The following is a 20,686-nucleotide window of genomic DNA, read 5'->3' as shown; positions in this document are numbered from 1 at the left end:
GCCATGAGCCACTCCGGAAGGGGACCGCACCGATGAGCCGCCGTTACGACTGTGCCGACGCCGGGGACCGCGCCACCGGTCTGCGCGAGGCCGCCTCGGCCATCCGCCGCGGCGAACTCGTCGTGCTGCCCACCGACACCCTGTACGGGGTCGGTGCGGACGCCTTCTCCCCGGAGGCCGTCGGCGAGCTGATGGCCACCCGCGGTCGCGGCCGCAACACGCCCTCCCCGGTGCTGGTCGGCTCGCCGACCACCCTGCACGGCCTGGTCACCGACTTCTCCGAGCAGGCCTGGGAGCTGGTCGACGCCTTCTGGCCCGGCGGGCTCACCCTGGTCGCCCGGCACCAGCCCTCGCTGCGCTGGGACCTCGGCGACACCCGCGGCACCGTCGCGGTCCGGATGCCGCTGCACCCGGTCGCCATCGAGCTGCTGAACGCCACCGGCCCGATGGCCGTCTCCAGTGCCAACCGGATCGGCGGGGCCTCCCCGCTGACCTGCGACGAGGCGCAGGCCCAGCTCGGCGACGCGATCTCGGTCTACCTGGACGGCGGGCCGGCCGTGGACTCCGCCACCTCGTCGATCGTCGACGTCACCGGCAAGGTCCCGGTCCTGCTGCGGGCCGGTGCGATCAGCGTCGAGCAGCTGAGGGAGGTCGTCCCCGACCTGGAGGCCGGCAGTTGACGCCCACCGCCTCGCTCCACTCCGGGCCGGGCATGGCGCCGTACCTGAGTGTGGGCCCCAGGCCGCTGGACCACTTCCGGATCCTGTTCGTCTGCACCGGGAACATCTGCCGCTCGCCGATCGCCGAGCGGCTGACCCGGCGTGAGCTGGACACCCGGCTGAGCCCCCGGGTGGCCGGGCGGATCCTGGTCGAGAGCGCCGGCACCTGGGGCCACGTGGGCGCGCCGATGGAGGACCACGCCGCGACCGTGCTGGACGAGTACGGCGCCGACAGCGGTGGCTTCACCGGCCGCGAGCTGCTGGACGAGCACGTGGTCGAGGCCGACCTGGTGCTCACCGCGACGCTGGACCACCGGGCCCAGGTGATCTCGATGGGCCACGAGGCGGGCCTGCGCACCTTCACGCTGAAGGAGTTCACCCGCCTGGTGCGGACGATAGACCCGGGCACCCTGCCGGACCCCCGGCGCGGCGCCGACGTGACCGAGCGGGCCCGCGCGCTGGTCCGGGCGGCCGCCGCGCTGCGCGGCTGGCTGCTGGCCGCCACCCCGGAGTCGGACGAGCTGGACGACCCGTACGGGGCGCCGATCGGCATGTTCCGCAACTGCGGCGAGGAGATATTCCACGCGGTCGACCCGGTGGTCACCGCGCTCACCGGCGTCCCCGCGCCGCGCTGACGCCCCCGGGCCCCGTCGTCGACGGGCCCCGGACGTGGGCGCAGGACGCGGGCCCCGGCGCCGAATGGGTCGTCCGGTCGCGGCTCGGCAGGCCGGGCGGCGACGACGGTCCTACGCTGGGTGACACAGTCCCCGCAGCGTCCGGGAGCCCCGCCATGACCGTCACTGATGCCGCGACCGGCCCGACCTCGACGACCGGGCGCCCCCGGGTGTCCGAGGCGCTGCACCGCGCCGATCCGCAGCTGGCCGACCTGCTGGCCGCGGAGGCCGAGCGGCGCGCCGAAACGATCCAGCTGCTGGCGGGGGAGAACCTGACCAGCCCGGCCGTCCTGGCGGCGCTCACCGGCCCGCTGATCGACAAGTACGCCGAGGGCTACCCGGGCCGCCGGCACCACACCGGCTGCGCGCTGGCGGACGCCGCCGAGCTGCTGGCGATCGACCGGGCCCGCGAGCTGTTCGCCGCCCCGCACGCCAACGTCCAGCCCCGGTCGGCGACTTCGGCGATGCTGGCGGCGTACGCGGCGCTGCTGCGGCCCGGTGACGGGGTGCTGGCGATGTCGCTGGAGCACGGTGGCCACCTCAGCTGCGGCTCGCGCGCCAACTTCTCCGGCCGCTGGTTCGACTTCACCGGCTACGGCGTGCGCGAGGACGACGGGCTGATCGACCTGGACCAGGTCCGCGACCTGGCCCGGCAGCACCGCCCCAAGGCCCTCGTGGCGGGCTCGATCTCCCACCCCCGGCACCCGGACTGGGCGGCGTTCCGGGAGATCGCCGACGAGGTGGACGCCTACCTGGTCGCCACCGTCGCGCAGACCACCGGGCTGATCGCGGCCGGGGTGGCGCCCTCCCCGGTGCCGTACGCGGACGTCACCGTCGCGGCCACCCACAAGCTGCTGCGCGGTCCGCGCGGCGGACTGCTGCTGTGCACCGCGGAGCTGGCCGAGCGGATCGACCGGGCGGTGTTCCCGTTCAGCCAGGGCGGCGCGGCGATGAACGAGGTGGCCGGCAAGGCGGTGGCCCTCGCGGAGGCCTCCCGGCCCGAATACCGGGCGTACGCGCAGCGGACGGTGTCCGGGGCGCGGGTGCTCGCCGCGGGGCTCGCAGAGGCCGGTATGCGCCCTCTGACGGGCGGGACCGACACCCACCTGGTGACCGCCGACGTCAGCCCGCTCGGCATCAGCGGCGCGGAGGCCGAGCGCCGCTGCGCGGCGGCCGGGCTGCTGCTGGGCAAGTGCGCACTGCCGTACGACCCGGCGCCGGCCGCCGAGACCTCCGGCATCCGGCTGGGCACGGGCACGGTGACCAGCCAGGGAATGGGGGAGCCGGAACTGGCCGAGATCGCCGGGCTGATCGCGCGGGTGCTCGCCGGCGGCGCCGTCGCCCCGGCCGCGGCGCGGGTGCGGGAGCTGGCGCTGGCCCTCGCCGGCCGGGCCTGACGGAGCGCTCGCGCGGGCATTCGAAACTCCTACCCGGGAGGGCGAACCGCGATGCGTGGTCCCGGCGTCCGACTCAATAAGGTGTGTGCCGTGGCGACGCACCTCGAACCCCGGGAAGGCAGGGGAGTACCTTCGGTACTTCCCCGTTCGACAGTGATGCAGGAGGCCAGTGGTGCGTGAGTATCTGCTGGTGCTGTTCTGCACCGCCGCCGTCACCTACCTGCTGACCGGCCCGGTCCGGAAGTTCGCCATCGCCGCCGGTGCCATGCCCCCGGTGCGCGCCCGCGACGTGCACCGCGAGCCCACGCCGCGGCTCGGCGGCATCGCGATGTTCGGCGGACTCTGCGCGGGCATCCTGGTCGCCTCCCAGCTCGACAACCTGAGCAAGGTGTTCTCGCAGGGCACCGACATCCGCGCGCTGCTGTCCGGCGCCGGGATCATGTTCCTGCTCGGGGTGCTCGACGACAAGTGGGGCGTGGACGCGCTGGTGAAGCTCGGCGGTCAGATGATCGCCGCCGGTGTGATGGTCTGGCAGGGCGTCACGGTGATCACCCTCCCGGTGCCCGGGTTCGGCCCGGTCGCGGTGACCCCGACCCAGGGCATGATCATCTCGGTCACCCTGGTCGTCGTCATGGTCAACGCGGTGAACTTCATCGACGGCCTGGACGGCCTGGCCGGCGGCATGGTCTGCATCGCAGCGATGGCGTTCTTCCTGTACAGCTACCGGCTCTGGTACGGCTACACGATCTCCGACGCGGCCCCCGCCGTGCTGTTCAGCGTGCTGCTGATCGGCATGTGCCTGGGCTTCCTGGCGCACAACATGCACCCCGCGCGGATCTTCATGGGCGACTCCGGCTCGATGATGCTGGGCCTGATGCTGGCGGTCGCCGCGATCTCCATCACCGGCCGGGTCGACCCGGACCTGATCAGCAACGAGGCCGGTTCCCAGACCGCCGCCGTGCACGCCCTGGTGCCGATCTACATCCCGCTGCTGCTGCCGCTGACGGTCATCGCGCTGCCGCTGGCCGACCTGCTGCTCGCGGTGGTGCGCCGCACCTGGGCCGGCCAGTCCCCGTTCGCCGCGGACAAGCGCCACCTGCACCACCGGCTGCTCCAGGTCGGCCACTCGCACAGCCGCGCCGTACTGATCATGTACTTCTGGGCCGCGCTGATCGCCTTCGGCTCGGTGGCCTTCTCGGTGACCAACACCGGCCGCACCGTCGTCCTGACGCTCGCCGGCCTCTGCCTGGTCGGCCTGGTCGTGCTGCTCACCCCGTGGTTCCGGCCGCGCGCCCCGCGGGCGGTGCAGTCCTTCCTCCCCCCGCGCTACCGCCGGCACCAGAGCGGTCCGATGGCCGAACTGTCGGCGAAGGACAAGCAACTCCTCGGTGAAGCCGGGAGGGACCCGGCCGTGGACTCCACCGCGGTCGGCCACCAGGGCGAGGCCAGCGGCCGCCGCTGACAAGGGAGTTGAGGTGCGGTCAGCTGCCGTTCACCCGAATGGCGGAGCCGTTGCGCCGTTGGTGTGACAGGTGCCACACATTCATGGTAAAGCTCTCATCAAATAGTTTGTGATACCGTTCACGAGTACCGAGAACACGCCGAAAGACCTCACAGGTGGATGACTTCCGTCCCTGTCGGTCTCCCTCACCGGGCCCGCTTCTCCCTGGCGGCCCGCGGCGATGGCTCGGTCCGGTGTCACCCGCCACCGCTGTGCCCGTCCCCCCGCCACATCGACATGCCGCCGGAGCTGCCGACATGCCGTCCACCGACGCCCGGATCCTCCGAGGCGCCGCGATTCCCACTGCGGTCGCCGGGATCATCGCCATGGCGATCTCCTTCGCAGTCGCCGGTGGGAAGGGGCTGCTCGGCGCCCTGTTCGGCGCGCTCCTCGTGATGGCCTTCTTCACCTTCGGTCAGATCGCGCTCGACCGGCTGACCAGGTCGAACCCGCAGATCATGATGGCCGCGGCGCTGCTGGTGTACACCACGCAGATCCTGCTGGTCGGCATCGTGCTCGCGGTCTTCAAGGACACCGAACTCTTCAACCGGCAGGCGTTCGCCTTCACCCTGCTCGGCTGCGCCCTGATCTGGACGGGCTTCCAGGTGCGCGGCGCGCTCAAGGCCAAGACCTTCTACGTCGACCCCGACGCCTCCGAAAAGAAGGGCGACAAGCCCTCCGACAAGGGGCGTCAACAGTGACGAGGCCCGACTGTCCCCCCAACGAGGGGGGCGGTGTTTATGCCGCGCTGACGGGCTGCTATCGTCCGTCGCAACAACGGAGTACGGGAAGAGGCCTGGTCTGTCCGGAGAGCGGACGGATCGCCCCCCTGATCCGCGCAGTCTTCGATGATCCCGCTGTGGTGCAGTGCACCGGCGCGCGGGGTCGGCGAGAAACCCATCAAGTTCCAGTGCCGCTCCGTGGCCGCAGGCCACGCCGACACACCGAGGTTGCCGTATCCATGCGTCATGACGAAGGAGTCCGTGGTGAGTGCTGAACTCACGCCCCTCGCCTCAGGCAGTTGCCACTTCGGGGACGCTGGCTGCGGCTTCCCGGCCCCGGGTCTGAACGAGTTCCAGTTCAAGCCGATCTTCACGATCGGCAGCATCGAGTTCAACAAGCCGATGCTGCTGTCGATCATCGTCGCGCTCCTGGTCGTGGTGTTCTTCTGGGCGGCGTTCGCCAAGCCGCGCCTGGTTCCCGGCAAGCTGCAGCTGGTCGGCGAGATCGGGTACGACTTCGTCAAGCGCTCCATCGTGCTGGAGACGATCGGCAAGAAGGGCGAGAAGTACGTCCCGATGCTCGTCTCGATGTTCTTCTTCATCTGGTTGATGAACATCATGTCGATCATCCCGTTCGCGCAGTTCCCGGTGACGGCGGCGATCGCGTTCCCGGCCGGCCTCGCGGCGGTCGTGTGGATCACCTACATGACGCTGACCTTCAAGAAGCACGGCTTCGTCGGCGGTCTGAAGAACCTCTGCTGGCCGTCGGGCATCCCCGGCTGGGTCATGTTCATCCTGGTGCCGATCGAGTTCTTCTCGAACATCTTCGTGCGCCCCTTCACGCTCGCGGTCCGAGCCTTCGCGAACATGTTCGCCGGCCACCTGCTGATCGTGATGTTCTCCATCGCCTCCTGGTACCTGCTCAGCCCGTCCCTGGGCGCGCTGTACGGCTCGGCCTCGTTCATCGTCGCCGTCGGCCTGACCGCCTTCGAGCTGCTGGTCCAGTTCCTGCAGGCCTACATCTTCGTGATGCTGGCCAGCAGCTACATCGCCGGTGCCCTGGAAGAGGCGCACTGAGCCCCGGGGCCACCGCCCCGCCGAGAACCACCTTCCGATCGCCCGGTGGCCAATCACCACCGGTTCACCACCCTGCAAAGGACAACGTCAATGAGCATCCTCGCTGAGGGCACTGTCTACGGTTCCGTCGCCTCCCTGGGCTACGGCCTCGCCGCCATCGGCCCCGGCATCGGCGTCGGTCTGATCTTCGGTAACGGTGTCCAGGCCATGGCCCGCCAGCCCGAGGCTGCCGGTCTCATCCGTTCCAACATGTTCATCGGCTTCGCGCTGACCGAGGCGCTCGCCCTCATCGGCATCGTCATGCCGTTCGTCTTCGGCAACAAGTAATCCCGCCGTAGACCCTTTCTGAGGAAGGTCCAGATATGAGCATGGCGATCGTCCAGCTCGCGTCCGAGGAGAAGATGAACCCTCTCCTCCCCGCGTGGCCCGAGATCATCATCGGCCTGCTCTGCTTCTTCATCGTCTTCGGTCTGCTCGGCAAGAAGCTCCTCCCCAGCATCGAGAAGGTGCTGTCGGAGCGCCGGGACGCGATCGAGGGCGGGATGGAGCGCGCCGAGGCCGCCCAGGCAGAGGCCCAGGCCCTGCTTGAGCAGTACCGCGCCGAGCTCGCCGAGGCGCGCCACGAGGCTGCCCGCATCGTCGAGCAGGCTCGCGAGCAGGGTGCCGCCCAGCTCGCCGAGATGCGCGAGGAGGGCCAGCGCCAGCGCGAGGCCATCGTCGCCGCCGGTCACGCCCAGATCGAGGCGGACAAGAAGCAGGCCACTGCCGCCCTGCGTCAGGACGTGGGCTCGCTGGCCACCCAGCTGGCGTCCCGCATCGTGGGTGAGTCCCTCGAGGACCACACCCGGCAGAGCGGCGTCATCGACCGCTTCCTGGACGAGCTGGAGGCCAAGGCCGCCGTTGCTCAGGGTGCGGCCAAGTGATCGGCGCCAGCCGCGAGGCCCTCGCCGCCGGCCGGCAGAACCTCGAGAGCCTGACCGACTGCACCTCGGTGGACGCGGCCAAGCTCGCCGAGGAGCTCACCGCCGTCACGGCCGTGCTGGACCGTGAGGTGTCGCTGCGCCGCGTCCTGACCGACCCGTCCCGGTCGGGCCAGGACAAGGCCCAGCTGGTCACCTCGCTGCTGACGGGTCAGGTCTCCGGCGAGGCCGTCGACCTGGTCTCCGGTCTGGTCCGCTCCCGCTGGTCGGGCTCGCGCGACCTGGTGGACGCGACCGAGGAGCTCGCCGCCTACGCGGAGATCATCGCCGCGGACAAGGCCGGCGCCCTGGACGACGTCGAGGACGAGCTCTTCCGCTTCGGTCGGGTGGTGAGCGGCTCGCACGAGCTGCGTGCCGCGCTGACCGAGCCGAAGGCCGGTGCCGTCGCGAAGGCCGAGCTGATCAAGAAGCTGCTCGGCGGCCGCGCCAACGCCGGCACCGTCCGGCTGGTCACCGCCCTCGTCAACGTGCCGCGTGGCCGTAGCCTGGAGCAGGGCCTCGAGTCCTACTCGAAGCTCGCCGCCGCGCGTCGCGGCCGCGTGGTGGCCCTGGTCACCACCGCGGTGCCGCTGTCGGACACCCAGAAGGAGCGCCTGTCCGGTGCTCTGGCCCGGATGTACGGCCGCCAGGTCCACCTGAACATCGACGTCGACCCCGAGGTCGTCGGCGGCGTCCGGGTGCAGATCGGCGACGAGATCATCAACGGCACCGTGTCGAGCCGCCTCGAGGGCGCTCGCCAGTCGCTCGAAGGCTGAGCACCGAAGCAGCACATCCGACCCTCGGTCGGGAAACCGGCTCCCCAAGGAGCCGGCAAATCGTACGGCCGGTTCGCAAGACCCGGCCGAGAGTCGAATACTTGCGGCCCTCAATGGCGGGCCGAGGATCGCAAACTAGGAGAGCAGGGAAGCCTGATGGCGGAGCTTACGATCCGTCCGGAGGAGATCCGGGACGCGCTGGCCGACTTTGTCCAGTCGTACCAGCCGGACGCCGCTTCTGTGGAAGAGGTCGGCACGGTCACTGACGCGGCGGACGGCATCGCGCATGTCGAGGGCCTGCCCTCGGTCATGGCGAACGAGCTGCTGAAGTTCGAGGACGGCACGCTCGGCCTCGCGCTGAACCTCGACACCCGCGAGATCGGTGTCGTCGTCCTCGGTGAGTTCGGCGGCATCGAAGAGGGCCAGACCGTGCGCCGCACCGGCGAGGTCCTCTCGGTTCCGGTCGGCGACGGCTACCTCGGCCGCGTCGTGGACCCGCTGGGCAACCCGATCGACGGCCTCGGCGACATCGCCGCCACCGGTCGCCGCGCCCTGGAGCTGCAGGCCCCCGGCGTCATGGCCCGCAAGTCGGTCAAGCAGCCGCTGCAGACCGGCATCAAGGCCATCGACGCGATGACCCCGATCGGCCGCGGCCAGCGCCAGCTGATCATCGGTGACCGCCAGACCGGCAAGACCGCGGTGGCCGTCGACACGATCATCAACCAGCGCGACAACTGGCGCTCGGGCGACCCGGAGAAGCAGGTCCGCTGCATCTACGTCGCCGTGGGCCAGAAGGGCTCCACCATCGCGTCCGTCCGCGGCGCACTGGAGGAGGCCGGCGCGCTGGAGTACACCACCATCGTGGCCGCTCCCGCCTCCGACCCGGCCGGCTTCAAGTACCTCGCCCCGTACACCGGTTCGGCCATCGGCCAGGAGTGGATGTACGACGGCAAGCACGTCCTGATCATCTTCGACGACCTGTCGAAGCAGGCCGAGGCCTACCGTTCCGTCTCCCTGCTGCTGCGCCGCCCGCCGGGCCGCGAGGCCTACCCGGGTGACGTCTTCTACCTGCACTCCCGTCTGCTGGAGCGCTGCGCCAAGCTGAACGACGCCCTGGGCGGCGGCTCGATGACCGGTCTGCCGATCATCGAGACCAAGGCCAACGACGTCTCGGCGTACATCCCGACCAACGTCATCTCCATCACCGACGGCCAGTGCTTCCTGGAGTCCGACCTGTTCAACGCCGGCATCCGCCCGGCCGTGAACGTCGGTATCTCGGTCTCCCGCGTCGGTGGCTCCGCCCAGATCAAGGCCATGCGCTCGGTCGCCGGCCGCCTGCGTCTGGACCTCGCCCAGTACCGCGAGCTGGAGGCCTTCGCCGCCTTCGGTTCCGACCTGGACGCGGCCTCCAAGGCCCAGCTGGAGCGCGGTGCGCGCATGGTCGAGCTGCTGAAGCAGGGCCAGTACCAGCCGTTCCCGGTCGAGGAGCAGGTCGTCTCCATCTGGGCCGGCACCACCGGCAAGATGGACGACGTCCCGGTCGCCGAGATCCGCCGCTTCGAGCGCGAGTTCCTGGACCACGTCCGCCTGCAGCACAAGGACCTGCTCGCCGGCATCGTCGAGACCGGTCTGCTGGCCGACGGCACCGTCGACGCGCTGACCAGCGCGATCGAGGCCTTCAAGCAGGGTTACCAGACGGCTGACGGCAAGCTGCTCTCCGAGCAGGCCTGAGTCCGGTAGCGAGGGAAAGGACGTAACGACCCATGGGAGCACAGCTTCGGGTCTACAAGCGCCGGATCCGCTCTGTCACCGCGACGAAGAAGATCACCAAGGCGATGGAGATGATCTCCGCGTCGCGCATCGTCAAGGCGCAGCGCGCGGTGGCCGCCTCCACTCCGTACGCCGACGAGCTCACCCGGGCGGTGACGGCGGTGGCCACCCGGTCCAACGCCAAGCACCCGCTCACCACCGAGAACCCGAACGCCAAGCGCGCCGCCGTCCTGCTGATCACGGCGGACCGCGGCCTGGCGGGCGGCTACTCGACCAACGCCATCAAGGCCGCCCAGACGCTCACCGAGCGCCTGAAGGCCGAGGGCAAGGACGTGGTGACGTACATCATCGGCCGCAAGGGCGTCTCGTACTACACGTTCCGCGGTCTGACGATCGCGGACTCGTGGACGGGGTTCTCGGACAAGCCGACGTACGGTGACGCGAAGACCGTCGCGGTCGACCTGATCGCGGCCTTCACGGCCGAGACCGGTGGGGTGGACGAGCTCCACCTGATCTCGACCGAGTTCGTGTCGATGCTGACGCAGAACGCGGTCGAGGCGCGGCTGCTGCCGCTGAAGCTGGACGAGGTCCAGCTCAGCGACCAGAAGCCGGCCAAGTCGGAGATCTTCCCGCTGTACGACTTCGAGCCGTCGGCGGAGGGCGTCCTGGACGCGCTCCTGCCGCGGTACGTCGAGAGCCGGATCTACAACGCGCTGCTGCAGTCGGCCGCTTCCGAGCACGCCGCCCGCCGCCGTGCGATGAAGAGCGCGACGGACAACGCCGGCGAGCTCATCAAGTCGCTCACGCGGCTTGCCAACTCGGCCCGTCAGGCCGAGATCACCCAGGAAATCAGCGAGATTGTCGGTGGCGCCAACGCGCTCGCTGACGCCAGCCGCGGGAGCGAATGAGTATGACCACCACTGTTGAGCCGACCACGGCGACGGGCCGCGTCGCGCGGGTCATCGGCCCGGTCGTCGACGTGGAGTTCCCCGTCGACGCGATCCCGGACATGTACAACGCCCTGCACGTCGAGGTGGACAACCCCGACGGCTCGGGCAAGAAGACCCTGACCCTCGAGGTCGCCCAGCACCTCGGCGACGGCATGGTCCGCGGCATCTCGATGCAGCCGACCGACGGCCTGGTCCGCGGTTCGCAGGTCACCGACACCGGTGCCGCCATCTCCGTCCCGGTCGGCCAGATCACCAAGGGCAAGGTCTTCAACGCCCTCGGCGACGTGCTGAACGTGGACCAGGCGGAGTTCGACAAGCAGGTCGAGGTCCGCTGGCCGATCCACCGCAAGGCCCCCGAGTTCAAGGACCTCGAGTCCAAGACCGAGATGTTCGAGACCGGCATCAAGGTCATCGACCTGCTCACCCCGTACGTCCAGGGTGGCAAGATCGGTCTGTTCGGTGGCGCCGGTGTCGGCAAGACCGTTCTGATCCAGGAGATGATCTACCGCGTCGCCGAGAACTTCGGTGGTGTGTCGGTGTTCGCCGGTGTCGGCGAGCGCACCCGTGAGGGCAACGACCTCATCGACGAGATGGTCGACTCGGGCGTTCTGGACAAGACCGCGCTGGTCTTCGGCCAGATGGACGAGCCGCCGGGCACCCGTCTGCGCGTCGCGCTGTCCGCGCTGACCATGGCGGAGTACTTCCGTGACGTCGAGAAGCAGGACGTGCTCCTCTTCATCGACAACATCTTCCGGTTCACCCAGGCCGGTTCCGAGGTGTCGACCCTGCTCGGCCGCATGCCCTCCGCGGTGGGCTACCAGCCGAACCTGGCCGACGAGATGGGCCTCCTGCAGGAGCGCATCACCTCGACCCGCGGTCACTCGATCACCTCGATGCAGGCGATCTACGTCCCCGCGGACGACCTGACCGACCCGGCGCCGGCCACCACCTTCGCCCACCTGGACGCGACCACCGTTCTGTCGCGCCCGATCTCGGAGAAGGGCATCTACCCGGCCGTCGACCCGCTGGACTCCACGTCCCGCATCCTCGACCCGCGGTACATCGCGCAGAACCACTACGACACGGCCGTCCGTATCAAGGGGATCCTGCAGAAGTACAAGGACCTCCAGGACATCATCGCGATCCTCGGCATCGACGAGCTGTCCGAAGAGGACAAGATCACGGTGCACCGTGCCCGTCGCATCGAGCGCTTCCTCTCGCAGAACACCTACGTGGCGAAGCAGTTCACCGGCGTCGAGGGTTCGACCGTGCCGCTGTCGGAGACCATCGAGGCCTTCAACGCGATCGCGGACGGCAAGTACGACTCCGTCCCGGAGCAGGCCTTCTTCATGTGCGGTGGCATCGAGGACCTCGAGAAGAACGCCGCCGAGCTGGCGAAGAAGTAATCGCGGCCGGTAGCAGCTGTGCATGACCGTGAGGGGTGGCCCCCGAGCCTGGGGACCACCCCTCACGTCGCATCGGCTGTGATTCCGGTCAAATCCGTGCCGCCGGTTTCATGCCGGAGGCGCGGGGCCGTTATTCTTACCGAAACTCCCGAGTAATCGGGCGTTGCATGAGCCTAGGAGCCCACGTTGGCTGAGCTGCACGTCGAGCTGGTCGCAGCCGACCGCAAGGTGTGGTCCGGTGCGGCCACCATCGTCGTCGCCCGTACGGCCTCCGGTGACACCGGCATCATGCCGGGCCACACCCCGGTGCTGAGCGTGCTGGAGACCGGTCCCGTCACCATCCGCACGGTGGACGGCGGCACCGTGATCGCCGCGGTGCACGGCGGCTTCATCTCCTTCGCCGACAACAAGCTGTCTCTGCTCGCGGAGATCGCCGAGCTGGCGGACGAGATCGACGTCGCGCGTGCCGAGCGCGCACTGGAGAAGGCCAAGGCGGACCTGGACGAGCACGCCGAGCGGCGCGCCGAGGTCCGTCTGTTCGCGGCGCGCGGCCTCAAGGCCCACGCCTGAGTGCGCCGGACCCCGGCTTAGCGGGGTCGACCGACGGTCCCGGGGACGCGTGAGCGTGACCCCGGGACTGTCGTCGTAGTTGGTAGGTCAGCGCGGTCGCTTGATACGACCGCTACGGGGAACGCGGGTAGCGAGGAGGTAGGTGAGCATGGTCCTCGCGCTTGTGGTGTGTGCGGCGGTCGTGGCCCTGGGAGTGATCGGGCTGATGGCCTTCGCCGTCCGGCGCCGCCTGATCCAGCGGGTCGGCGGCACCTTCGACTGCAGCTACCGACTCAAAATGCCTGCCGACGCCTCGACGCAGCCCGACCTCGACGAGAACGGCAAACCCACCTCGGCCCCGGTCCCCCCGACCGACGGCAAGGGGTGGGTTTTTGGTATCGGCCGCTACAGCGGTGACTCGATCGAGTGGTTCCGGGTCTTCTCGTACGCCCCGCGCCCGCGCAAGGTGCTTCCGCGCCGGGAGATCGAGGTGCTCGGCCGGCGCTACCCGGAGGGCCAGGAGGAGCTGGCCCTGCTCTCCGGATCGGTGGTGCTGCGCTGCCTGCACAACGGGGCGCCGCTGGAGCTGGCGATGAGCGAGGACGCGCTGACCGGCTTCCTGGCCTGGCTGGAGGCGGCCCCGCCGGGGCAGAGAGTCAATGTCGCGTAATGCGGGTTAACGCCGCCTAACCCGGCCGCTACCCTGGCCGCATGGTCAATCTGACGCGCATCTACACCCGTACCGGCGACGACGGCACCACGGCGCTCGGCGACATGAGCCGGACCACCAAGACCGACCCGAGGCTGATCGCGTACGCGGACGCCAACGAGGCCAACGCCGCCATCGGGGTGGCGCTGGCCGTCGGCGAGCTGCCGGAGGACATCACGGCGGTGCTCGTCCGGGTCCAGAACGACCTGTTCGACGTCGGCGCCGACCTGTCCACCCCGGTGGTGGAGGACCCGAAGTACCCGCCGCTGCGGGTGTTGCAGTCCTACGTCGACCGGCTGGAGGCGGACTGCGACGAGTACCTGGCGCGGGTGGAGAAGCTGCGCAGCTTCATCCTGCCCGGCGGCACGCCCGGGGCGGCCCACCTCCACCTGGCCTGCACGGTGGTGCGGCGGGCCGAGCGCTCGACCTGGGCGGCGATCGCGGAGCACGGCGACAGCGTCAACCCGCTGACCGCGAAGTACCTCAACCGGCTGTCCGACCTGCTGTTCATCCTGGCCCGGGTGGCCAACAAGGAGCGCGGCGACGTGCTCTGGGTGCCGGGCGAGAACCGCTAGGAGCCGGCCGCCTCAGAGCCGGTCGGCCGGGGTCTTCTCCTTGACCACCCGGCCGTTCTCGACCAGGACGCCGGCCGGCGGCTCCTTGGGCCAGAGCGAGTAGCAGCCGGCCACGACCACGTTGACGACGGCCGCGATGCCCAGCTTGAGGTACCACTGGAGGAAGGTGCCGAAGTGGGCGGCGCCCGCGGAGAGCGGGACGAGCAGGGTGATCAGGCCGAGCGTGACCGCGGCTGACACGACGGTCCGGCCGGCGAACTGCCACTCGTACCTGGTCCGCTCCGGCCCGTACTTCGGCGAGGGCAGCGGCTTGGGGCCACCGGCGAAGCGGTACTGGAAGTGCCGGTCGGCCCAGCGCACCAGCGAGGGGCCGTAGCCGATCGAGAAGCCCGCGTAGCTCGCGGCCAGGGCGTGCGTCCAGCTCGCGGTGGCGCCGCCGCGCAGGTCGAGGACGGTGAGGGCGTACAGGGTGAGGTCCACCACCGGCAGGCCGACCAGCAGCGCGGTGCTGGTGCGGCGCCATCGGAGCAGGTAGCGGGTGGCGAGGCCGAGGCCGAGCAGGATCCAGAAGGAGATCTCGGCCGCGACGATGAGGGTGACGATCACGTTCTGCTCCCGGACGTTGCGTGGTGCTCCCAGCCTCGTGCGCGGGCGCGCCGGTGTCGTCGTCGCGTGGTGCCGTCCGGGCCTGCATCCTTCGATGTAGCGGGCTCCTCCGTGGACCGGAGCCGGGTGGGGCGCGGGAGTGGTGAGATGGGAACGTGCCGCTCCCCTTCCCCGCCCTGTCCCCGCGCCGGCAGGACCAGCTGATCGCCCTCTTCGGGCTGCTCGGCGGCTCGGTGCTGATCGTCTTCAAGGCGTACGACCAGGCCGACCGGGTGCCGCCCTGGGTGGTGCTGCCGCCGCTGCTGGTGATGGCGGGGCTGGAGCTGGTCCGGCGGACCAGGCCGGTGCTGGCGGTGTCGCTCGGCGGGTTGGTCTTCGCGGGGAGCGTGTTCGCCGGCAACCTGGTGGCCACGCTGATCATGTACACCGATCTGCTGTACGCGGCGGTGCTCTACGGCAGCCCGCGGATGTCCCGGATACTGCACCTGACCGGCGGGGCCACCGTGCTGGCGCTCTCCACGCTGGCGGCGATCTACGGCGGCACCTCCCTCGCGCTGCTGGTGGTGGTGGTCAGCGCGCTGGTCTTCCTGGGGCCGGTGTGGACCGGCGACGTGGTGCGCAAGCACCAGCAGGAGGCGGAGGCCGAGCGGCTGCGGGCGGAACAGACCGCGCTGCTCTCGGAGATGGACCGGCGCGAGGCGATCGGCGCCGAACGGGCGCGGATGGCAAGGGAGTTGCACGACGTGGTGGCCAACCACCTGTCGGCGGTCGCGATCCACGCCACCGGCGCGCAGTCGGTGGCCAGGCGGCGCCGGCTGGCCGAGGACGACCCACTGGTGGAGGTGCTGGCGGTGATCCGGGAGAACAGCGTCCAGGGATTGGCCGAAATGCGTCGCATGATCGGACTGCTCCGGGACAGCGGCGGGGGAGAGGTGGACGAGTCGTACGCGGCACCCGACCTGGCCGCGGTGGACGCCCTGGTGGCCAAGGCCCGGGCGGCGGGCCAGGACGTCGGGCTGGACTTCGAGCTGGACGAGCGCGGTGAGCGCGGCGAACTCCCGGCGCCGGTCGGGCTGGCCGCGTACCGGATCGTCCAGGAGTCGCTGACCAACGCGCTCAAGCACGCCGGGCCCGGACTGGTCAGTCTGCGGCTGGAGTTCGCGTCCGAGGAACTCCGGATCGCCGTCGACAGTCCCTACCGGGCCGGGCCGGGCCGCGAACTGCCCGGCGCCCGGGCCGGGCTGGTGGGCATGGCGGAGCGGACCGGGCTGCTCGGCGGCAGCTTCGAGGCCGGGCCGAAGGACGGGTACTGGAGCGTGCGCGCGGTGCTGCCGCGCGCCCACGGGAACGAGGGGCGGGCATGACGATCCGGGTGCTGGTGGCCGAGGACCAGGCGGCGGTACGGGCGGCGCTGGTGATGATCCTGCGCGCCGAGCCGGAGTTCGAGGTGGTCGGGCAGGCCGCCGACGGCGAGGAGGCCGTCCGGCTGGCGCTGGAGCTGCGGCCCGACGTGGTGCTGATGGACATTCAGATGCCCCGGCTGGACGGCGTCTCGGCGACCCGGGAGGTGGTCGCCGCCGGGGCGGGCCAGGTGCTCGTGCTGACCACCTTCGACCTGGACGAGTACGTCTACGGCTCGCTGCGGGCGGGCGCGTCCGGGTTCCTGCTCAAGGACCTGGAGGCGGACACCCTGATCGAGGGCATCCGCACGGTGGCGCGCGGGGACGGGATGCTGGCGCCCTCGGTGACCAGGCGGCTGATCGGGGCCTTCGCCCGCCCCGAGCGGCCGGTCGGGCCGGAGGCCAGGGCCGCGGTGGGGGCGCTGACCGGCCGTGAGCGGGAGGTGCTGGCCTGCATCGGGGCGGGGATGTCCAACGGGGAGATCGCGGCCCGGCTGGTGATGGCGGAGGCGACCACCAAGACGCACGTCAGCCGCATCCTGGCGAAGCTGCGGCTGCGCAGCCGGGTGCAGGCGGCGATCCTGGCCCAGGACCTCGGGATGACCGTCTGACGGTCTGACCGTACGGCCGTCCGTCCGTCCGCCCGACCGTCCGAGCGCCTGACCAGGTCGGTTGCAGATCACACTCTCGATTGCTACTGCACCGGGGATTTGGGCATTAGAGTCCCGGAAACGAGCGACGCGGCTCGCCGGCGGTGACCCCTGCCCTGAGCCGCCTTCAGGGCCCGCCCGCGGGGCGGCGACGGCATCGGGAGACCCAGCCATGAGCAATGCGTCCAGCAAGCAGATCGCCGTGATCGGTGCCGGCCTGATGGGCGCCGGCATCGCCCAGGTGTCGGCGCAGGCCGGCCACCCGGTGGTGCTGCGGGACGTCACCGAGGAGGCGCTCCAGCGGGGCCTGGCGGGCATCCGCGCCTCCTACCAGAAGTTCGTCGCCAAGGGGAAGCTGAGCGCCGAGGACGCCGAGGCCGCGCTGGGCCGGATCACCACCACCACCGACCTGGGCGCCGTCGCCGAGGCCGACATCGTGGTCGAGGCCGTGTTCGAGAAGATGGAGGTCAAGGAGGGCGTCTTCCGGGAGCTCGACAAGCTCGCCAAGGACGGCGCCGTGCTGGCCTCCAACACCTCCGCCATCCCGATCACCCGGATCGCCGCCGCCACCGAGCGCCCGGAGTCGGTCGTCGGCGTCCACTTCTTCTCGCCGGTGCCGATGATGAAGCTGGTCGAGCTGGTCCGCGGCTACAAGACCAGCGACGAGACGCTGGCCGCCGCCCGCGCCTTCGCCGAGGGCGTCGGCAAGGAGGTCGTGGTGGTCAACCGCGACGTGGCCGGCTTCGTGACCACCCGCCTGATCACCGCGCTGGTCGTCGAGGCCGTCAAGCTGTACGAGTCGGGCGTGGCCACCGCCGAGGACATCGACACCGCCTGCCGGCTCGGTTTCGGCCACGCGATGGGACCGCTCCAGACCGCCGACCTGACGGGCGTGGACATCCTGCTGCACGCCGCCCGCAACATCTACACCGAGACCCAGGACGAGAAGTTCGCCGCGCCGGAGATCATGGCCCGCATGGTCACCGCCGGTGACCTGGGCCGCAAGAGCGGCCGCGGCTTCTACCCGTACGAGGGCAAGTGAGCCTGCCGGGCTGAACGGCCGCCGGGCCGTGCGACCGGAGTGTCGTACGGCCCGCTCCACCGGGCCGGGTGAGTTTCCTCACGCCGGGTGCCGCAGACGGGTGATTTGGGCGGGAATCGAGCGTAGGTGTGGGGCCGACCTGCGTATATTCCCTCGGACGGGTGAAGTTGCTTCAGATCTGGCCGGAACCAGCAACCTGTGGAGCCGGTTCACCGTCAGATGAAGGAACCCGGCATTCCGCCCGGGTCCGGGTGTGGGGCTGCGGCCCGCCCGGATGCACCCCCCGCTCCCGCACCCGGTACGGCCGGGGCGGGCCCGCCCCGCACCAGGCCGTCCAGGCGAAGGAGGAGAGCATGCGCATCACCGGCGACCACACGGCGCTGGCCATCGAAGGCCGCCTCGACGTGCGCACCGCCGCCGACGCGCGGGCCCGGCTGCACCAGGCGGTGGACGGCGGCCTCGGCGACCTCGTGCTCGACCTCGCCCGGCTGGAGTTCTGGGACGCCACCGGGCTCGGCGTGATCATGGGCACCCACCGGCGGGCCGGCCGGATCGGCCGCCGGCTGGTGCTGCGCTCCGTCCCGGCCCAGCTCCAGCGGCTGCTGGTGGCCACCAAGCTGCACCGCATCCTGACCGTCGACGGCGTGACCGGCGTCGCCGAGGCGCACGGGATCGCGCTCTAGCCGATCCCGCGCCGCGCGCCGGACCGCGCGCCCCCGCACCCCCGGGCCCCACCCGCGCAACGTCCCTGGTCAGCGCTACCGGCCGGTCGTACGCCGCGGACCGCCCTGCACGGGCGGGTCCGAATGTGCAAGAGTCTGCCCGTCAGAAGACGGCCGCCGGGGCTGCCTCCAGCCCGGCCGCGGCCGCTACCGGGACGTCAGCCGGGCGGCGCGGGGCGCCGCCGGCCGAGCACGATGCGGAGCAGAACGTGGCACAGCCATCCGGGGACTTCCGGCAGGACGCCGTCCGCACCCGTGGCGGCGAACTGGTCTCCGGCGGCCTGCTGGTGGGCGTCGGTGCCCCGGACGGCTCCGAGGCCCGGCCCTGCCCCGAGGAGTGGCGGCCGCACCCGCGCCGGATCGAACGCAGCGAGCCCGCCCGCGGCCCGGTCGGCGGCGTCGGCCGCGCGGTCGGCCCGCTCGCGCTCGGCGCCGGGCCCGCCGACCTGCCGCTGCTGGACCGCGAGGCCGACATCGCCGAACTGCTCGGCCTGCTCGCCGAGGGCCGGTCGATACGCCTGGTCGGCCAGGCCGGCTCGGGCCGCAGCGCACTGCTGTCGGCCGTCGCCGAGGCCGCCGCCGACCTCGCCCCCGGAGGTGTGGTGCAGCTCTGCGGCCACCGCCGGACCGTCCCCGACCTGCTCCAGGACCTCTTCACGGCCACTCACCACGCCCCCGGCTACCGCCCCGACCCCGGGCAGCTGGCCGCCCACCTCGCCGAGGTCGGCGCGATCGTGGTGATCGACGCCGCCGAGCCCTCCGGCGCCGAGCTGGAGCAGCTGCTCGCCGCCGCCCCCGGCTGCGCCTTCCTGATCTCCGCCGCCCCCGACGGCCCGCCGCTGCCCGCCGGCTCCCGGCTCCAGGACCACCTGGTGGCCGGGCTCTCCCGCTCCGCCTGCCTCGCCCTCACCGCCCGGCTGGCCGGGCGGCCGCTGGACGTCGACGAGAAGGCCTGGGCGGTGGACCTCTGGTTCGAGTCCGAGGGCCTGCCGCTGCGCTTCGTCCAGGCCGCCGCGCTGCTGCGCCAGCGGGACCTCGCGGTGGACGCGCTGGTCGCCGCCGAGGACGACCGGATGGACGTCTTCGGAGCCGTCGAGGAGCCCGCCCACGACCCGGACCCGGCGATCCGGGAGAACGCGCTGCGCCGCACCGTCCCGCTGCCCTCGGTGGCGCAGACCGCCTCGCCCGCGGTCCGGCTCGCCGAGGGGTTGAGCGAGCCCGCCCAGGCCGTGCTGCGCCTCGCCGTGGCGCTCGGCGGCGAGTGCCCCACCGCGCCGCACCTGCCGGCGCTGATCGACGTCGGACAGGGCGAGGCCGCCCTCGCCGAACTCACCGACGCCGGACTGGCGGTGTCCATCGGTGGCCACCACCGGCTGACCGCCGGTGCGCTCGACCTGCTCGCCCCGCACTGGCCGCCCCGCGGCTGCGTCGACGGCGCCGCCCGGCACTTCGCCTGGTGGGTCGGGCACAGCTCGGTGACGCTGGAGCAGATCGCCGCCGAGGCGGAGGTGATGATCGGCGTGCTGCTCGCCGACCGCACCGCCGGGCGGCACGACGCGGTGGTCCGGCTCGCCCGCGCGGCGGCGCCCGCGCTGGCGCTGGCGCTGCGCTGGGGCGCCTGGGAGCGGGTGCTCCAGCTCGGTCTGGAGGCGGCCCGCCGCACCGGTTCGGCGGTCGACCAGGCCTGGTTCCACCACGAGGCGGGCGTGCACGCGATCTGCGTCCAGCAGCCCTCCCGGGCCGTCGCCGAACTGGAGACCGCGCTCACCCTGCGGAACACGGCGGGTGAGCAGCGCGGGGTGGCGGCCGCGCGCCGGATGCTCGACCTGCTGCGCGCCGACGGCCGGCAGCTGCCCGCCGCCGCGCCCGCGGCGGCGCCCGGCCGCGCCCCGGTGATCCGCAAGATCGCGGCCCGGGTGCCGGCCGGTCTGAAGTCCAGTCGGCGGCGCCGGGCGGCGGTGCTCTCCACGGCGGTGCTGACCCTGGGGGTGCTCGGCACGGCGGTGGCGATGAGCTTCAGCGGGCCGGAGGAGGTCAAGGGGAACGATCCGCACACCAGCCGGCCGGACCGCGGCAGCGGCAGCGAGGACCCGCCGTTCCCGCAGTCCTCCGGCAGCGCCGGGCCGGGGACGACCGGGGCCGGGCCGGGCAGCCCGGCGGGGCAGGTCGGCAGCCCGGAGCCGTCCGCGAGCGGCAGCGCCTCGCACTCGCCGAGCGCCTCGCCGACGAGGAAGCCGAGCTCCTCGCCGAGCGCGGGCGAGTCCCAGCCCGCGCAGCAGCCGCAGCCGCCCGCACCGGGCCAGCCGCAGCCGCCGGCCCCGCAGCCGGGTCAGTCCCAGTCGACCGGAGGGCCGTCGCAGCCGACGGAGCCGAGCCGCAGCCCGTCCTCCCCGGCGGCCACCCCGACGTCGCCTGCCACGTCGGGATCGCCGACGACCCCGGGCGGGACGACCAGTCCGGCCGCCCCGGGACCGTCCTGAGC

At 71.6% G+C, this 20,686-nt stretch carries 21 protein-coding genes; 20 read left to right on the top strand and 1 reads right to left on the bottom strand.

All coding sequences use genetic code 11. The features are described 5' to 3' along the window. The first annotated feature begins 32 nt into the window (after nt 1–32). From ACWDBE_RS07380 to ACWDBE_RS07310, 15 genes are all read left to right on the top strand, one after another. The gene (locus ACWDBE_RS07380; protein WP_392873119.1) at nt 33–680 is read left to right on the top strand and encodes an L-threonylcarbamoyladenylate synthase; all 648 of its coding nucleotides are present in this window, start codon (nt 33–35) and stop codon (nt 678–680) included. A gap of 32 nt (nt 681–712) precedes the next feature. Further along, the gene (locus ACWDBE_RS07375) at nt 713–1,354 is read left to right on the top strand and encodes an arsenate reductase/protein-tyrosine-phosphatase family protein (protein WP_392874204.1); all 642 of its coding nucleotides are present in this window, start codon (nt 713–715) and stop codon (nt 1,352–1,354) included. A 155-nt stretch (nt 1,355–1,509) separates the two neighbouring features. Next, nucleotides 1,510–2,790, top strand: coding sequence for a serine hydroxymethyltransferase (locus tag ACWDBE_RS07370; protein ID WP_449791585.1), 1,281 nt, complete (start codon nt 1,510–1,512; stop codon nt 2,788–2,790). 172 nt (nt 2,791–2,962) lie between these two features. After that, nucleotides 2,963–4,252, top strand: a complete 1,290-nt coding sequence (locus ACWDBE_RS07365; protein WP_449791586.1) for an MraY family glycosyltransferase — start codon at nt 2,963–2,965, stop codon at nt 4,250–4,252. Between the two features lie 296 nt (nt 4,253–4,548). Continuing rightward, nucleotides 4,549–4,992 carry a hypothetical protein gene (locus tag ACWDBE_RS07360; protein WP_392913608.1) on the top strand — a complete coding sequence of 148 codons (444 nt, stop codon included), beginning with the start codon at nt 4,549–4,551 and terminating at the stop codon, nt 4,990–4,992. Nucleotides 4,993–5,259: 267 nt separating this feature from the next. Continuing rightward, entirely contained in the window at nt 5,260–6,090 is an 831-nt protein-coding gene (atpB, locus tag ACWDBE_RS07355) for a F0F1 ATP synthase subunit A (RefSeq protein WP_449791587.1), read from the top strand. 90 nt (nt 6,091–6,180) lie between these two features. Continuing rightward, nucleotides 6,181–6,417 (top strand): ATP synthase F0 subunit C, encoded by a 237-nt coding sequence (gene atpE, locus ACWDBE_RS07350; RefSeq protein ID WP_031074289.1) that lies wholly within the window; start codon nt 6,181–6,183, stop codon nt 6,415–6,417. Between the two features lie 41 nt (nt 6,418–6,458). Then, entirely contained in the window at nt 6,459–7,013 is a 555-nt protein-coding gene (locus ACWDBE_RS07345; RefSeq protein ID WP_359830931.1) for a F0F1 ATP synthase subunit B, read from the top strand. After that, complete coding sequence (locus tag ACWDBE_RS07340; RefSeq protein WP_449807448.1) at nt 7,010–7,825, top strand: F0F1 ATP synthase subunit delta; 816 nt, start codon at nt 7,010–7,012, stop codon at nt 7,823–7,825. The genes ACWDBE_RS07345 and ACWDBE_RS07340 overlap by 4 nt, the downstream gene beginning before the upstream one ends. Nucleotides 7,826–7,981: 156 nt before the next feature. Continuing rightward, on the top strand, nt 7,982–9,556 hold the full coding sequence (gene atpA / locus ACWDBE_RS07335; RefSeq protein WP_396303043.1) for a F0F1 ATP synthase subunit alpha: 1,575 nt from the start codon (nt 7,982–7,984) through the stop codon (nt 9,554–9,556). A gap of 32 nt (nt 9,557–9,588) precedes the next feature. Further along, entirely contained in the window at nt 9,589–10,503 is a 915-nt protein-coding gene (locus tag ACWDBE_RS07330) for a F0F1 ATP synthase subunit gamma (protein ID WP_449791588.1), read from the top strand. A 2-nt stretch (nt 10,504–10,505) separates the two neighbouring features. After that, entirely contained in the window at nt 10,506–11,951 is a 1,446-nt protein-coding gene (gene atpD / locus ACWDBE_RS07325) for a F0F1 ATP synthase subunit beta (protein WP_449791589.1), read from the top strand. Between the two features lie 186 nt (nt 11,952–12,137). Next, nucleotides 12,138–12,521: a F0F1 ATP synthase subunit epsilon gene (locus tag ACWDBE_RS07320; protein WP_396247040.1), complete on the top strand. Its 384-nt coding sequence runs from the start codon at nt 12,138–12,140 to the stop codon at nt 12,519–12,521. Between the two features lie 148 nt (nt 12,522–12,669). Beyond that, complete coding sequence (locus ACWDBE_RS07315) at nt 12,670–13,170, top strand: DUF2550 domain-containing protein (RefSeq protein WP_030057523.1); 501 nt, start codon at nt 12,670–12,672, stop codon at nt 13,168–13,170. A gap of 41 nt (nt 13,171–13,211) precedes the next feature. Further along, on the top strand, nt 13,212–13,784 hold the full coding sequence (locus tag ACWDBE_RS07310) for a cob(I)yrinic acid a,c-diamide adenosyltransferase (RefSeq protein WP_392873091.1): 573 nt from the start codon (nt 13,212–13,214) through the stop codon (nt 13,782–13,784). A gap of 12 nt (nt 13,785–13,796) precedes the next feature. Here ACWDBE_RS07310 and ACWDBE_RS07305 read toward each other — a convergent pair whose 3' ends face one another. After that, nucleotides 13,797–14,390: a hypothetical protein gene (locus tag ACWDBE_RS07305; protein WP_449807447.1), complete on the bottom strand. Its 594-nt coding sequence runs from the start codon at nt 14,388–14,390 to the stop codon at nt 13,797–13,799. Nucleotides 14,391–14,545: 155 nt separating this feature from the next. On the opposite strand from ACWDBE_RS07305, the gene ACWDBE_RS07300 reads away from it, so the two are divergent. The 5 genes from ACWDBE_RS07300 (at nt 14,546) to ACWDBE_RS07280 (ending at nt 20,684) form a co-directional block, all read left to right on the top strand. After that, on the top strand, nt 14,546–15,754 hold the full coding sequence (locus ACWDBE_RS07300; protein WP_449791591.1) for a sensor histidine kinase: 1,209 nt from the start codon (nt 14,546–14,548) through the stop codon (nt 15,752–15,754). Beyond that, nucleotides 15,751–16,401 (top strand): response regulator, encoded by a 651-nt coding sequence (locus ACWDBE_RS07295; protein ID WP_449791592.1) that lies wholly within the window; start codon nt 15,751–15,753, stop codon nt 16,399–16,401. Before ACWDBE_RS07300 ends, ACWDBE_RS07295 begins: the two co-directional genes overlap by 4 nt. A 211-nt stretch (nt 16,402–16,612) precedes the next feature. Then, nucleotides 16,613–17,482: a 3-hydroxyacyl-CoA dehydrogenase family protein gene (locus ACWDBE_RS07290; RefSeq protein ID WP_449791593.1), complete on the top strand. Its 870-nt coding sequence runs from the start codon at nt 16,613–16,615 to the stop codon at nt 17,480–17,482. Between the two features lie 353 nt (nt 17,483–17,835). Beyond that, nucleotides 17,836–18,165: an STAS domain-containing protein gene (locus ACWDBE_RS07285; protein ID WP_449791594.1), complete on the top strand. Its 330-nt coding sequence runs from the start codon at nt 17,836–17,838 to the stop codon at nt 18,163–18,165. A gap of 248 nt (nt 18,166–18,413) precedes the next feature. After that, on the top strand, nt 18,414–20,684 hold the full coding sequence (locus ACWDBE_RS07280; protein WP_449791595.1) for an ATP-binding protein: 2,271 nt from the start codon (nt 18,414–18,416) through the stop codon (nt 20,682–20,684). Nucleotides 20,685–20,686: the final 2 nt, after the last annotated feature.

Source organism: Kitasatospora sp. NPDC001132 (assembly GCF_053598415.1).
Note: the sequence above shows the minus strand (reverse complement) of the source record. Positions and strands in the feature narration are given on the sequence as shown.